11 protein-coding genes are annotated in these 14,179 nt (G+C 75.8%); 5 read left to right on the forward strand and 6 right to left on the reverse strand.

From position 1 onward, the window contains the following. Positions 1–128 precede the first annotated feature (128 nt). Positions 129–965, forward strand: coding sequence for a MerR family transcriptional regulator (locus ACWEQL_RS12890; RefSeq protein WP_452150263.1), 837 nt, complete (start codon positions 129–131; stop codon positions 963–965). Positions 966–971: 6 nt separating this feature from the next. On the opposite strand, the gene ACWEQL_RS12895 is transcribed toward ACWEQL_RS12890, so the two are convergent. Beyond that, entirely contained in the window at positions 972–2,972 is a 2,001-nt protein-coding gene (locus ACWEQL_RS12895) for a serine/threonine-protein kinase (protein ID WP_452150264.1), read from the reverse strand. 348 nt (positions 2,973–3,320) lie between these two features. On the opposite strand from ACWEQL_RS12895, the gene ACWEQL_RS12900 reads away from it, so the two are divergent. Both ACWEQL_RS12900 and ACWEQL_RS12905 read left to right on the forward strand, forming a co-directional pair. Further along, positions 3,321–5,111, forward strand: coding sequence for a glycosyltransferase family 2 protein (locus tag ACWEQL_RS12900; protein WP_452150265.1), 1,791 nt, complete (start codon positions 3,321–3,323; stop codon positions 5,109–5,111). 15 nt (positions 5,112–5,126) lie between these two features. Continuing rightward, positions 5,127–8,189: an acyltransferase family protein gene (locus ACWEQL_RS12905; protein ID WP_452150266.1), complete on the forward strand. Its 3,063-nt coding sequence runs from the start codon at positions 5,127–5,129 to the stop codon at positions 8,187–8,189. A gap of 116 nt (positions 8,190–8,305) precedes the next feature. Here the strand turns inward: ACWEQL_RS12905 and ACWEQL_RS12910 are convergent, their stop codons facing one another. Both ACWEQL_RS12910 and ACWEQL_RS12915 read right to left on the reverse strand, forming a co-directional pair. Next, on the reverse strand, positions 8,306–9,271 hold the full coding sequence (locus ACWEQL_RS12910) for a tyrosinase family protein (protein WP_452150276.1): 966 nt from the start codon (positions 9,269–9,271) through the stop codon (positions 8,306–8,308). Position 9,272: 1 nt separating this feature from the next. After that, positions 9,273–9,710, reverse strand: a complete 438-nt coding sequence (locus tag ACWEQL_RS12915; protein ID WP_452150267.1) for a hypothetical protein — start codon at positions 9,708–9,710, stop codon at positions 9,273–9,275. A gap of 232 nt (positions 9,711–9,942) precedes the next feature. Between ACWEQL_RS12915 and ACWEQL_RS12920 the strand changes: the two genes are divergently transcribed. After that, positions 9,943–10,776, forward strand: a complete 834-nt coding sequence (locus ACWEQL_RS12920) for a Mut7-C RNAse domain-containing protein (protein WP_452150268.1) — start codon at positions 9,943–9,945, stop codon at positions 10,774–10,776. Here ACWEQL_RS12920 and ACWEQL_RS12925 read toward each other — a convergent pair. From ACWEQL_RS12925 to ACWEQL_RS12935, 3 genes are all read right to left on the reverse strand, one after another. Continuing rightward, positions 10,766–12,190, reverse strand: coding sequence for an RtcB family protein (locus tag ACWEQL_RS12925; RefSeq protein WP_452150269.1), 1,425 nt, complete (start codon positions 12,188–12,190; stop codon positions 10,766–10,768). The genes ACWEQL_RS12920 and ACWEQL_RS12925 overlap by 11 nt on opposite strands. Before the next feature lie 60 nt (positions 12,191–12,250). Beyond that, on the reverse strand, positions 12,251–12,679 hold the full coding sequence (locus tag ACWEQL_RS12930; RefSeq protein WP_452150270.1) for an archease: 429 nt from the start codon (positions 12,677–12,679) through the stop codon (positions 12,251–12,253). 82 nt (positions 12,680–12,761) lie between these two features. Continuing rightward, positions 12,762–13,118 carry a hypothetical protein gene (locus ACWEQL_RS12935; RefSeq protein ID WP_452150271.1) on the reverse strand — a complete coding sequence of 119 codons (357 nt, stop codon included), beginning with the start codon at positions 13,116–13,118 and terminating at the stop codon, positions 12,762–12,764. 222 nt (positions 13,119–13,340) lie between these two features. Here ACWEQL_RS12935 and ACWEQL_RS12940 point away from each other — a divergent pair. Next, positions 13,341–14,179 (forward strand): AAA family ATPase (locus ACWEQL_RS12940; RefSeq protein ID WP_452150272.1); only part of this gene is annotated, 839 nt, incomplete at its 3' end.

Here is a 14,179-nt window from a genome sequence, read left to right on the forward strand (position 1 = left end):
GGGAAGACCATACACCGAGGGTATACCTCCGGTGTATACATCCGGGTGACTCTTCTCGGACCGGGTGACCGGGGCCGCCGACTGCCGGCGCTTGCGCCTGCCCCTGGGGGAGGGGACAGAGTGGCCGGGTGCACGACGACTTGATCACCATCGGGGAGCTCTCGGCGCGGACCAGGCTGAGTCCCAAGGCGCTGCGGCTGTACGGGGACCGGGGGCTGCTGGCCCCCGCCCGGACCGATCCGCGGACGGGGGTCCGCCGGTACGGGCCGGAGCAGGTGGAGCGGGCCCGGCGGATCGCGCTGCTGCGCGGGGCCGGGATGCCGTTGGCGGACGTCGCCGCGGTGCTCGATCCCGGGGGTGAGGAGTCGGTGCGGCTGTTGGACGCGTACTGGCGGCGGGAGGAGAACGCCCACGCCGCGCGCCGGGAGATGGCGCGGTACGCACGAACCGTTCTGAGCGGAGAGGAACCGACCGTGCAGCAGAGCACGTACACGATCGCCGAGCGAGACGTCCCGGAGCAGCAGGTGGTGTCCATCCAGGGGCACGCCGACGCCGCCAGGCTTCCGGACTTCCTGGCGGAGGCCACCGAGGAGCTCTTCGCCCATCTGCGGGCGGTGGGAGCCTGCCTGTCCGGACCGGTCTTCGCGATCTACCACGGGCATGTGGACCAGGACTCCGACGGCCCGGTGGAGGTCTGCGCGCCGACCGCCAACGCGGTCGCGCCGGCGGGGCGGGTCGGCGTGCGCATCGAACCGGCCCGCCACGAGGCGTTCCTCGAACTGCCCCGGGAGGCCGGAGGGTTCGCGGGGATGCTGGCCGCCCACAACGCCGTCCAGGACTGGCTGACCGCCCGGGGGCTCGGCCACTGCGCCTCACCCCGGGAGGTCTACCACCCGAACCGGGCCACCGCGGCGCACGACGAGCACGCGCTCGACGTCGCGTACCCGTTCATCCCCTCCGCGTAGGGTCCGTCAGGCGGGCGGGACCTTCCACTGCTGGGCCTTGTTGCCGGGGGTGCAGGTGACCATGGTCACCGGGTTGCCGGCACCGTTGTCGGTCAGGCAGGTGGAGCCCATGTAGTCCTTGAGGTAGAAGGCGCCCGAGGTCGGCGCCGGGGACACCGTCCAGTTGGTCATGAAGCTGAAGCCCGGCGACAGCATCACCTTGTTGCTGCCGGTGTCCTGGACGAGGACCGGGCCGCCCAGGTTGCAGGCGTTGAACTGGTGCCAGCTGCTCGGGACGGTGTGGACCCAGCCGTAGCTGCTCGCGCCGCCCATGACCAGGACGTTGCCGCCGCTCAGGTCGGACTGGGCAAGGCCGGCCCGCAGACCGTCGCCGACGTTCACCAGGTAGCCCCAGTTGGTGCCGCCGCAGCCCTGCGGGACGGTTTCGGTCACCGGCGGGGGTGTCTGGGCGGGCGGGGCACTGGGGGCGGGGGGCTGAGCGGGCACCGCCGGCGGGTTGGCCGGGGCGGTGGCGCCGGGGCGCGGGGCGGAACCGCCCTGCCCGCCGGCAGCGGCTCCGCCACCCGACCCCGAACCGCCGACGGCCCCGGCGCCCGTACCGCCGGCCGCGCCACCGACCACTGCGCCGGCGCCGGCACCGCCGGCCGGGTTCGGGTTGACGGGCTGGCCGGGGACGGCGGCGGCGGGGTCGGTCGGGACGGGCGTGGCCCCGGGTGTCACCGGGGTGCCGGTGGGCGGCGGCGTGGCGGCGTCCGTCGCGGCGGAGGCGGTGACGCCGGGGGTCGTCCCGGCGACCGCGGCGGGCGGCTGCCCGCCGGCCCGGCCCGCCTCGGAGCGGAAGGGCGCCAGGTCGACGATCATCGCGGTGCCGGCGCTCACCGTGATGATCACCGGGATCACCACGGGGACGAACAGCCGGCGCCGGGTCCGGGCGGCCGCGGTGTCGGCCTCGGGGCGCGCGGCGGGCCTGCCCTTGCCGCCCTCTTCGCCCCCGGTGGCCTTGCCCTTGCTGCCCTCCTCGCCCTCGGCGGCCTTGCCCTTGCCGCCCTTCTCCCCCGCCGGGGCCTCGGCTCGGGGAGCTTTCGGAGCATCGGCCGGCGGCACCACCGCGGCGGCCGGCGGCGCGTCCGACACCGCGACCGGGGCCGCGCCGATCGCCGCCCGCGCCGCGGCCGCCATCGCCGCGGCGTCGGCGAACCGGTCCTCCGGCTGCTTGGCGAGTGCGGTGGTGAGGAAGTCCCGGACGGGCCCGGGCAGGGTGTCCGGCAGTTCGGGGAGGGGTTCGCGGATGTGCTTGAGCGCCACCTCCAGCACGCTCTCCCCGCTGAACGGCGTCTCGCCGATGAGGAGTTCGTAGCCGACCACGCCGATCGAGTAGAGGTCGCCGGCCGGGGCGGCGGCGACCTTGCCCTCGGCCTGCTCGGGGGCCATGTACAGGGCGGTGCCGAGGACGGTGTGGGAGGCGGTGATCTTGGTGCTGGCGATGGCCCGGGCGATGCCGAAGTCGGTCACCGTGATCTCGTCGCCGGCCCGGACCATCAGGTTGGACGGTTTGATGTCCCGGTGCACGATGTCCTGCCGGTGCGCGGTGTGCAGCGCGTCGAGCGCCCGGGCCAGCAGGCCGAGCGCCCGCTCGGGCGACATCGGACCGCTCTCGGCGAGGACGGCGTCCAGCGGCCGGCCGTCGACGAGCTCCATGACGATGTACGCGGCGCGCTCCGCGCCGTCCTCGTCCCCGGCATCCCCTCCGCCGAAAACGCCCCCGGTCTCGCCGTAGTCGTGGACGTCCACGATGCCGGGGTGGTTGAGCGCGGCGAGCAGTTGGGCCTCGCGCCGGAAGCGCATGGCGAAGGTGCCGTCCTCGAACAGCGCCTGGTGCAGGAGCTTGACGGCGACCTGCCGTTCCAGCACCTCGTCCTCGGCGCGCCAGACGGAGCCCATCCCTCCGCCGCCGATGCGCTCGGTCAGCCTGTAGCGCCCGCCGAGCACGGTCCCCCGACCGCTCATCCTGTGTTCGCCTCCTGTCGTTCCCCGACCGGTTCCGTCCGATGTGCGGACAGTCTGCCAGAGGCCGTCGAGGCCGACACCGTTGCCACCGCCCCAGCTGAGCACCCATCAGGAACCAGGCCCGCACCCGCCCCTCCCGCACCACCCCCGTCCGGAAGTTGGATCACTGTTAACCCTGCCGCGACCTGCCGATTCCCGCCCGTCCGCGCGCCCGGGGGTGCAATGATCACGGACCCCGCCCGGCCGCCCGCGGACCTCGCCCCGCCCCTCGACCGGCGTGAATAATGGTCTATACCAATGAGGTACTGTGGCGCCCGGAGCTGTCAGAAACACGGCTGTGGGGGCCTCATGACCGTCCATCACCTTCCGCTTCCTCCTTCCGATCAGGAGCTCTACTGGTACTTCGGACCACAGCGCCGCTGGGTGCTGGTCTGCACCTCCCTCGCCTTCGCCTTCACCGCGGCGACCATGTTCACCTTCTCGCTGCGCACCCCCGCCCTCTGGGTCTTCCTCGCGGTCCTCGCGCTCAACGTCGTCGCGCTCGCGCTGTCGTCCGTCAACAGCCTGCGAGGGCGCCGGCTGACCCGGCAGTCGCACGAGGTCCTGGTCAACGCCTGGAACCCGGCCGAACTGCCCACCGTCGACCTCTACCTGCCGACCTGCGGCGAGCCGCTCGACGTACTCGACAACGCCTACCGGGCGGTCCGCGCACTCGACTGGCCGGACGCGCTCACCGTCTGGGTGCTCGACGACGGCGACCGGCCCGAGGTGGCCGAACTGGCGGCCGCGTACGGCTACGCGTACGTCGTGCGGCCCGACCGCGGGCACCTCAAGAAGGCCGGCAACCTCAACCACGCGCTCACCCTGAGCACCGGCGAGTACATCGCCATCCTGGACGCCGACTTCGCGCCCCGGCCGGACTTCCTGCGCCACCTGGTGCCGTACCTCGCCGACCCGCGGATCGGCATCGTGCAGAGCCCGCAGTGCTTCGACACCGACGGCTCGATGGACTGGATCCAGCGCGCCGCCGGCTCGGCGCAGGAGTGGTTCTTCCGCTGGATCCAGCCCTCCCGGGACGCCAGCGACGCGGCCATCTGCTGCGGGAGCAACGCCGTCTACCGGCGGGCGGCGGTCGACGCGGCCGGCGGCTTCGCCCGGCTCGACCACAGCGAGGACCTGTTCACCGGGCTCGCCCTGTACGAACGCGGCTACCGCACCCTGTACGTCCCGGTGCTGGTCGCCAAGGGCACCTCGCCCGACAACCTCGCCAGCTTCGTCAACCAGCAGTACCGCTGGGCGATGGGCAACCTGCACCTGCTCGGCTCGCCGGTGCTCAGGCGGATCGGCGCGCCCTGGCGGATGCGGCTCTGCTTCCACGAGGGCGTCGTCGGCTACCTGGCCGCGACCGTGAACGTGTTCGTCGCGCCGCTGCCGCCGCTGGTCATGATGTTCTGGTACCCGGAGCAGATCCGGCCGTGGCACGTGCTGCCGCTGCTGGCCCCGCTCTGGCTCTGGCACGTGCTGCTGCCCCGGGTCAGCCGCACCCGCTGGCGGATCGAGGTGATCCGCTCCAACGTGCTGATGAGCGTCGCCGCCGGGGCCGCCTTCTGGCACACCCTGCGCGGCCGCAGCGCCGCCTGGGTGCCCACCGGAGCCGGCCGCGCCCGGCCCGGCGGACTGGCCCGCCGGGTGGTGCAGGTCTCGCTGCTGTGGCTCTGCGCCTCGCTCGGCGCGGCCGCCGTCGGCCTCGCGCTGGCCGTGGTCCGCAACGGCTGGGAGCCCACCTGGGGGCTCGCGCTGTACCTGGCCGTGCAGTGCCAGATCGGCCTGCCGCTGATCCGCGACCTGGTCGCCGAACTGCGGCCCGCCCGTGCCGACGGCCCCCGCGCCGCCGGGCCGGCCCGCGCCGGGAACGCCCTGGTCGGGCGGCCCGCGCTCCGCCTCCCGTCCTTCCGGACGTCCACCGCCACAGGAACGACCCCGGCGGCGACCCCGGCCACCGGGCAGCCGGCCGGGGCGGCGGCCGGCGGGATGCTGCCGCGACGCTGGCCCGAGGCGCTGGCCACCACCGTCACCCTCGTCCTCACCGCTCTGCTCGCCTCCGGCTGGGTCAGCCCGATGCTGCCCTGGCTCGGGTGAAAGGCCGTCACGCCGATGTCCGAGAACCTGGTCCCGGAGCTCCGTCCGGAGTCCTACACCATCCCCGGCCCGCCGCCCGGCGACCCCGGCACCCGGAGCTCCGACACTCCGGGCGCCGGGCCGCACGCGGCCGGCTTCCGCCCTGACATCGAGGGCCTGCGCGCGGTCGCGGTCCTCGCCGTCCTCGCCTTCCACGCCTCCGTCCCCGGCCTCGCCGGCGGCTTCGTCGGCGTGGACGTCTTCTTCGTCATCTCCGGCTACCTGATCACCGGCCTGCTGCTGCGCGAGGCCGTCACCACCGGCCGGATCCGGCTGGGCGAGTTCTTCTCCCGCCGGGCCCGCCGACTGCTGCCCTCGGCCGCCGTCGTCCTCGCCGCGGTGGCGGTGGCCGGCGCCTGGCTCACCGTCCCGCTGCGCCGCGCCGACCTGGAGCACGACGTGCTCGGCGCGGCGCTCTCGGTCGCCAACTGGCGCTTCGTGGCGCAGCGGACCGACTACCTGGCGGCCTCCCGGGACGAGAGCCCGCTGCTGCACTTCTGGTCGCTGGCGGTGGAGGAGCAGTTCTACCTGGGGTGGGCGCCGCTGCTCGCGCTGCTGGTGTCCCCGGCGGTGCGCGCCGCCCGCCGCGGTACGGCCGTACGGGCCCTGGCGGTCGCGGCGGCGGTGCTGCTGACGGCGGGCTCGTTCGCCCTGGCGCTGCGCTGGACGCACGACTCGGTCTCGCTCGCGTACCTCGGAACGCCGTCCCGGGTCTGGCAGTTCGGCGTCGGCGCGCTGCTCGCCCTGCTGCCCTGGCACCGGTTCACCCGGCGAACCCCGCGGTTCCTGCGACCGTTGGCCGGATGGGCCGGGGCGGGGGCCGTGGTCTGGTGCGTCCTCGCGTACGACGCCACAACCCCCTACCCGGGGTACGCCGCGCTCGTCCCGACCCTGGGCACCGCCGCGGTCATCCTCGCCGGCGTGCCCGGCACACCCGGAGCGTCCGGACCGAGCCCCCTCGGGGTGGACCGGCTGCTTGCCACCCGGGTGCCGAGGGCGATCGGCCGGCTCTCCTACAACCTCTACCTGTGGCACTGGCCGGTCCTGGTGCTGGCCGCGGCCCGCTTCGGCCCGCTGGGCTGGCCGGCCAAGGTGGCGCTGACGGCGGCCTCGGCACTGCCCGCGGCGGCGGTGCTGCGCTGGGTCGAGCGGCCGCTGCGGCGCAGCCGTACGGTCTCCGAACTACCCAGGCGCGGGCTGTCGTTGGGGCTTTCGGCGGTGGTGGTCCCGGTGGTGCTGGCGCTGGTCGTCGGCACCGGGACGCTGCGCCAGCTCGGCCCGGCCGGGCCGGTCGACCTGCTCGGTCTGCCGCCCGGTTCACCGGACGGCACCTCCCTGCTGGTGCGGACCGCGAACGCGGCCAAGGGCGGCCCGATCGTCCCCGACCCGGTGCAGGCCCGGAAGGACTTCCCGCCGGACGGCGCCTGCGAGGTGGACCCGGCCGCGACCAGCAGCCCGGCCTGCCTGTTCGGCGTCCCCGACAGCCCGGACCGGATCGTGCTGCTCGGCGACTCGCACGCCGGGCAGTGGTTCTCCCCGATGCTGGCGCTCGCAGGCCAACGGCACTGGGCACTGGAGGAGTTGGTGAAGCAGGGCTGCCCGCTGCCGGAGATCCCGGTGGTCAACCCGCAGCTGGGCCGCGCCTACCGCGAGTGCGACACCTGGCGGGCCGAGAGCCTGGCCCGGATCCAGCGCGGGCCCAAACCCCGCCTGATCGTGGTCGGTTCGCTCAACCGGTACACCGACGACCGTGAACTCCTGCTGCGCGGCTGGGAGAAGACCCTGGCGCCGCTGCGCGAGCTCGGCGTGCCGATCGTCTACGTCCAGGACACCCCGGTGCCCGGGACGGACGTCCCGGCCTGCGTCTCCGGCCACACCGACGACCCGGCCGCCTGCGAGTTCCAGCGGTCCGCGGCGCAGTGGCCCGACCCGCTGGCCGAGGCGATCGCGGCCGGCCGACTGCCGGGGATGCGCACCGTCCAGGTGAACTCGGTCATCTGCCCCGGCTCGGGCCGCAGTTGCCCGGCGGTGCTGGAACGCGTCCTGCTGTACCGCGACGACTCGCACCTCACCAATGCGGCGGCCGTGCTGCTCACACCGCGACTGGAACGGCTGATGGTGGAGGCCGGGGCACTCCCCGCCGTCACCACCGGGGCCGGAGGCGTCACCGGGGCCGGAGGCGTCGGAGGCGGCGGCACCGCCGCTCCCGGGCCGGACGGCTGGACCCGGGTCTTCCGGGACGACTTCGACGGCCCGGCCGGCAGCCGCCCCTCGGCCGCCGACTGGCAGTACGACCTCGGCACCTGCTACCCCGGCTGCCCCGCGCCGCAGTGGGGCACCGGCGAGATCGAGACGATGACCGACTCCACGGCCAATGTCCGGCTGGACGGCGGCGGCCACCTGGAGATCGTGCCCACCCTGGAGAACGGCCGGTGGAGCTCCGGCCGGATCGAGTCCCGGCGCGCGGACTTCGCGCCGCCGCCGGGCGGGGTGCTGCGCATCGAGGCCTCGCTCGCCCTGCCGGACGTCACCGGCCCGGCCGCGGCCGGCTACTGGCCCGCCTTCTGGACGCTCGGCGCCGAACTGCGCCAGGGGTACACCGGCTGGCCGGCGATCGGGGAGCTGGACGTGATGGAGTCGGTCAACGGCCGGGACGCGGTCTTCGGCACCATGCACTGCGGCGTCCTGGACGGCGGCCCCTGCCGGGAGCCGAAGGGGCTGGGCTCGGGCGAGGTCCCGTGTGCCGGCTGCCGTTCGGCCTTCCACACCTACGCGGTGGAGGTCGACCTCACCCCGGGCGCGGAGCAGGTGCGCTGGTACCTCGACGGCCGGGAGTACCACCGGGTGGCGGCCGCCGGGATGGACCGGGCCACCTGGGACCGCGCGGTGGACCACGGGCTGTTCCTGATCCTCAACGTGGCCGTGGGCGGCAACCTGCCGGCCGCCATGGGCGCCGCACCCGGGCCCGCCACCGAGCCGGGCCACGCCCTGCGGGTCGACCACGTCACCGTGTCGGCCCGGGCGGGCGCCCGTCCGTGAGCCGGGGCACCGCAGTGAGCCGGGGCACCCGTCCGTGAACCAGGGCGCCAGCACGTGAGGCACGCCGGGCCCGGCCGCACACCCGTCACAGGGTGCGCGGCCGGGCCCGGGCGCGCTCAGGGCACCGCGTCGTACGTGTAGAGCGCGGAGGCGTCCAACACGCTCGCGGGCGTGGCCGAGGGGCCGATCGGGGAGACGATCGGGTCCGAGAGCCGGTGCCCGAGCAGCAGGTCCGGCTCGTCGTCACCGGGGAGGTAGCTGCGGCCGTGGCGGGCCATCCAGCCCTCCCAGAGCCGGTCCACGTTGCAGTGGTGCAGGTGGAACACCGGGTCGTTGGGCGAGGCGGCCACGCCCATGTCCCGGCCGACCCAGCCGTGCACCTGGTTGTGCAGGCCGCCGGGCGGCCGGAAGCCCTCCAGCCGGTTGCGGAACCCCCTCGACCTGCGGTCCCAGGGGGCCTTGTCGTACGTGGCGAGGTCCGGGTCGGCCATGGTGTCGAAGAGCGCCGTCACCTGGGCGGGCGTGGGCAGCGCGGTGCCGTTCGCGGCGAGCGCCCGGTTGAGCCCGCGGTTCGTCCGGATCAGGGTGAGGGCCGAGTCGGTGGCGATCCTGACCCGGAAGCCCGCCGGGTCGGCGGGGTCGAAGCGGAACGGCCCGTCGGTGACCGGCTGTCCGCTGCCGCCCAGGCAGTCCGGCTTCCACAGGGCGCTGTCGGCCGGGCGGCCCGGCGCCGCGTCCGCCGTCCAGTCCCAGTACGGCAGGCCGAAGCCCGGATCGCCCAGCACCCGCTGCAGGTTGACCTCCAGCAGGATCAGCATGACGCGGTGCCAGGGCAGGAAGATCGGCCCGCGGTGGGCCGCGTTGCGCAGGTTCGGGTCACCGCCGGGCGGCACGGCGGTGCGCATCGCCATCACGTGCCAGATCACGAACAGGTCGTAGGTGCTCACCGGGGACGGTGTGCCGCCGATCCCGAAATCGCTGGTGGTGCGGGTGGAGTCCTCCCGCTTCAGCCGCAGCACGCCCTCGGTGTACGCGTCCCGGACGGCGGGGTCGCTCAGGATGTTCCTCCGCTGGACGGCCACCTCAGCCACCCCCGTGCCCGGGGCCGCCGTGCCCGCCACCGCCGTGACCTCCGGGGCCGCCACCATGACCGCCGTCCCCGTGCCCGCCGTGCCCCCCGTGCCCGCCGTGCCCGCCTGGGCCGACCGTGCCGGGGAACTCGTCGGGGTAGTGGTCCACCAGTGCCCGCACCGCGTCCAGCGCCGAGAGGAACTGGTAGGTGGGCAGCGCGTGGCAGTGCACCTCGCCGTCGTCGTCCACCCCGAGGTGGGCCGCCACCGGCCGCCCGTCCACGGTGATCTCGTAGGTGGTGGTCACGACGATCCGGTGGCCCTCGTACAGATCCGTGCGGACCGTGGTGGCCGGGCCGGGGTGATGGGCCGTCGGCGGCTGCGGCAGTCCGCTCAGGTACTCGCCCAGCCGGGCCGGTTCCGCGGCGGCCCTCAGGTCGTCCAGATCCATCGCTCTCCTCGTGTGCCCATTGCGCCTCCTCGCACGACCGCGGCGACGCCTCGGGTGACCGCCGCATCCGCTCGCGTGACCGGGCAACGACTCGGGTGACCGCCGCAGCGCCTCGCGTGACCGCCGCAGCGCCTCGCGTGACCGCTCCGGACCACCGTGCCGCAGAACCCCGGGCCCCGCAGCTCGGCGAAATTCCCTGCTCGCCCGGGCGGCCCGCTGGCATGCTGGTGCCGTGGACGGACCGGAGATCTGGATCGACTTCGCCCCCGAGCTGCGCCCCTTCGTCGGTGTGCGCCGCCGCGAGGGCCGCACGGCGGTGCGCACCGACGGCGCCGCGACGCTCGGCCATGTGGTCGAGTCGCTCGGCGTGCCGCTCACCGAGGTGGGCACCCTGCTCGCCGGCGGCGGGCCGGTCGGGGCCTCGCACGTGCCCCGGGCCGGCGAGGAGATCGAGGTGCTCGGGGTGCGCCGGCCGCAGCCGCTGCCCGGCCCGCCCCGGTTCCTGCTGGACGTGCACCTCGGCACGCTGGCCCGCCGGCTGCGGCTGCTGGGCGTGGACGCCGCCTACGAGAGCGTGGACATCGGCGACCCGGCCCTGGCCGCCCGTTCGGCCGCCGAGCGCCGGGTGCTGCTCTCCCGCGACCGCGGTCTGCTGCACCGGCGCGAGCTCTGGGCCGGCGCGTACGTCTACAGCCACCGCCCGGCGGAGCAGCTGCGCGACGTGCTGTCCCGCTTCGCTCCCCCGCTGGCCCCCTGGACCAGGTGCACGGCCTGCAACGGCACGCTGCGCGCCGCCGCCAAGGAGTCGGTGCAGGGCCGTCTGGAGGACGGCACCGAGCGCTCGTACGACGTCTTCGCCCAGTGCGCCGACTGCGCGCAGGTGTACTGGCGGGGCGCGCACCACGCCCGGCTGAGCGGGATCGTGGCGGAGGCGGTGGCCGAGTTCGGCGGGCCGGACGCGGACGGGGCCGCCGGCGGGCCCGGCCCGGACGGCGCTGCCGGGACTGCCGGGACTGCCGTGGGGAGTGCCGCCGAGGACGCCGGCGAGGGCGCCCTCACCCCTTGAGCACCCCGAGCGGCACCAGCCGGGCCACCGTCCGGCCCAGCCCGTTGCGCTCGCCCGCCGTGACCACCGCGTCCACGTCCTTGTAGGCCTCCGGGGCCTCCTCGGTCGCGCCGCGCCAGGAGGTCGGGCGGGCCGAGACCCCGGCGGCGGCCAGCTCGGAGCGCAGGTGGCGGATGTCGATCTCACGCTGCGCCCGGTGCCGGCTCCAGACCCGGCCGGCGCCGTGGCAGGTGGAGTCGAAGGCCTCGTTGCCCCGCACCCCGACCAGCACGTACGAGGCGGTGCCCATGGTGCCGGGCACGAACACCGGCTGCCCGGTGCCCGCGAGGTCGGCGGGCAGCCCGGGGTGGCCCGGCGGCAGGGCGCGGGTGGCGCCCTTGCGGTGCACACAGAGCAGCCTGGTGTGTCCGTCCACCCGGTGCCGTTCCAGTTTGGCCAGGTTGTGCGACACGTCGTACAGCAGGTCCAGGTCGGCGCCGGTGGTCTCGCGGAACGCGGCCCGGGCGGCGGCGGCCAGCAGGTGCCGGTTGGCACGGGCGTAGTTGGCGGCGGCGGCCATGGCGCCGAGGTAGCCGCGGGCCTCCGCGGAGTCCACGGGGGCGCAGGCGAGCTGCTTGTCCGGGACGGAGATGCCGTGGCGGTGCATCACCGCGCCCATCCGCTGGACGTGGTCGGTGCAGATCTGGTGGCCGAGGCCGCGCGAACCGCAGTGGATCATCACGCACACCTGCCCGGTGCGCAGGCCGAAGGCGCGGGCGCTCTCCTCGTCGTAGATCCGGTCGACGGCCTGCACCTCCAGGAAGTGGTTGGCCGAGCCGAGGCTGCCGACCTGGCCGCCGCCGCGTTCCAGGGCGCGCTCGCCGACCTGGGTGACGTCGGCGTCGTCCACCGCCCCGCCGTCCTCGCAGCGGTCCAGGTCGCGCGGCACGCCGTGGCCGCGTTCCACCAGGTAGCGGGCGCCGCCGCGGAGCACCTCCTGCAGCGGGCGCCGGCCGCCGGGTCGCCAGAGGCAGCCGCGGCCCAGGCCGCGCGGGATCAGCGGGTCCAGCCGGTCCAGCAGCGCGGGCAGCACCGCGCGGACGGCGTCGCGCTCCAGCTCGCTGGTGAGCAGCCGCACCCCGCAGGAGATGTCGAAGCCGACGCCGCCGGGCGAGATCACCCCGCCCGCGGCCACGTCGGTGGCGGCCACCCCGCCGATCGGGAAGCCGTAGCCCCAGTGGATGTCGGGCATCGCGTACGAGGCCCGGACGATGCCCGGCAGGGTGGCCACGTTCGCCACCTGTTCGAGCGCCCGGTCGCCCTCGTCCAGCGGCAGCAGCTCGTGCGGGGCGAACACCACCCCGGGCACCCGCATCGCGCCGACCCGTTCGACGCGGTGGCGCCACGGGGTCTCCTCGACCAGTCGGACCTCCATGCCCGCCGTCCTTTCCCTTCCGGGCCCCGGGCCCGTCCGACAGGCCCTCGCGCCGCCCGGTCACACGTCGAGGGTGACGTGGCAGCGCCAGCCCTCGGGTCCACGGGTCATCCGCAGGCCGTGCAGGGCCACCGCCTTGGGCACCGCGCCGACCTGTTCGACCAGGTCGCTGTCGACCACGGCCAGCCGCAGCAGGGCGCCGTCGGCGGTGGGCAGCAGCGTCACCTCGGCCGGCAGTTCGCCGGCCGTCTCGGCGCGGAAGATCATCTCCTCCAGCGCGGCGACCAGCAGCCGCTCGTCGTCGTCGGCGCGCAGCTCGTACGCACGCGGGACGCTCGGCAACCGCGGCGGGATCCGCGCGAAGCCCTCGACCGCGCCACGCACCGCCTCGGCCACGCACTCCTCCCGCCCCGGGGCCCACGCCTCGACGGCGAGGTCCCCGGTGTGCGGCACGCTGCGGTGCCCCGTCGGGCCGGCCGGTCCGCTCACCCTTCCAGTGTGGCCCCGGCGCACGCCCTCCGGCCCGGTGCCCGGCCCCTGAGACGGCCCGGGGTCAGAGAACGGCCCGGGGTCAGAGGCCGGCCGCGGCGCGGATGGTGCGGGCGGTGGCCTCCGGGTCCGGGTCGGTGACGGCGAGGCGGACGAAGGGGGCGGGCCGGCGCAGGTCCACGCAGACCACCGGCCGCCGGGGCCGGACGGCCGCGAAGTCCTGCCCCTCCGGCTGCGGCCGGCTCCCGAGGCTGAGCGCGCCGGGGATCCAGGTGCCCCGCCCCCGGACGCCGCGCAGGGCGCGCCACCAGTCGCGCTCCACGGTCACCCGGACGACGGCCGTCAGCGGGACCCGGACACCGCCACGGCCCGCCGCGAGCCGCTCCCACCGGGCGAGCCGCACCACGAGCTCCTCGCCCTCGACCACCAGCCGTGCCATCGGCCCTCCGTTCCGCTGCCCGGCCGGCGGGGCCGGTACGTCGCGACAGCCCAGTACAGCGGCCGTCCCCGGCCCGGTCCAGGCGGCGCGCGCGGCCGCCGCCGAGGGTGGGGCCGGCCGCGCTACCCAAACAACTCCCGCACCGCACGGATCTTTCCCTCCGCCGGCCGGGCCGCCCACGGACGGCCGCTATCGTGAGCGCCCCGCTCAGGAGAGGACGCCGTGACCACACCCCGCCGCGCCGAGCCAGCACCCCTCCCCACGTCGGCCCGCGCGGTCGCGGCGCTGCTCGCGGCGGCGCCCGCCGTGGTGGTGGTCACCGGGCCGGCCGGGGCCGGGCGCAGCACGCTGGTGGCCGAGCTGGCCCGGCTGCCGTTCGAGGGCGGGCGGCCGGTCCTGGTGGGGCGGTGCGCCGATGACGGGGCGGGGGCGTTCCCGCTGGGCGCCGTGGTGGAGGCGCTGGCGGGGGCGGGCCCGCTGCTGCCGGGGGCGTCCGCGCTGGCGGCGGTGACCGGGGTGCTGCGCGGCCTGCTGCCCGAACTGGCCGACCGGCTGCCGCCCGCGCCGCCGGACCTGCCGGACCTGCCGAACCTGCCGGACCTGCCGGGCGTACCGGAGTTGCCGGACCTGCCGGAGCCCTCCGGGGCCTCGCCGGCGGGCGGGGCGTCGCACCGGGAGTTCCGGGCCCTGTGCGCGCTGATCGAGGTGGTGCGGCCGGTCCTGGTGCTGGAGGACGTGCACGCGGCGGACCCGCTGACGGTCCGCTTCCTGCGCCATCTGGTGGCCCGGATGCCCGGGCGGGCGTCCCTGGTGCTGACCGCGCGGTCCTCGGCGGCGGCCGGGCCGCTCCTCGACCGGGTGCTCGCCGCGGCCGCGCCCGAGGTGGCCGTGACGGAGCTGGAGCTCGCCCCGCTGGACGCCGGGGAGGTCGCGGCGCTGGCCCGGCGGCTGCTCGGCACGGACGGGGTGAGCCCGGCCTTCGCCGCCGAGGTGCGACGGCGCACGGGTGGCCTGCCGGGCCTGGCGGCCGCCCTGATCGCCGTGGCCGGCCGCCGCGCGGC

The sequence above is a fragment of the Kitasatospora sp. NPDC004240 genome (assembly GCF_053603215.1).

Excerpts from the sequence above, each read along its gene's own strand:
- ACWEQL_RS12895 (WP_452150264.1), bottom strand. The coding sequence starts at position 2,972 with ATGAGCGGTCGGGGGACCGTGCTCGGCGGGCGCTACAGGCTGACCGAG.
- ACWEQL_RS12900 (WP_452150265.1), top strand. The coding sequence starts at position 3,321 with ATGACCGTCCATCACCTTCCGCTTCCTCCTTCCGATCAGGAGCTCTAC.
- ACWEQL_RS12905 (WP_452150266.1), top strand. The coding sequence starts at position 5,127 with ATGTCCGAGAACCTGGTCCCGGAGCTCCGTCCGGAGTCCTACACCATC.
- ACWEQL_RS12915 (WP_452150267.1), bottom strand. The coding sequence starts at position 9,710 with ATGGATCTGGACGACCTGAGGGCCGCCGCGGAACCGGCCCGGCTGGGC.
- ACWEQL_RS12925 (WP_452150269.1), bottom strand. The coding sequence starts at position 12,190 with ATGGAGGTCCGACTGGTCGAGGAGACCCCGTGGCGCCACCGCGTCGAA.
- ACWEQL_RS12935 (WP_452150271.1), bottom strand. The coding sequence starts at position 13,118 with ATGGCACGGCTGGTGGTCGAGGGCGAGGAGCTCGTGGTGCGGCTCGCC.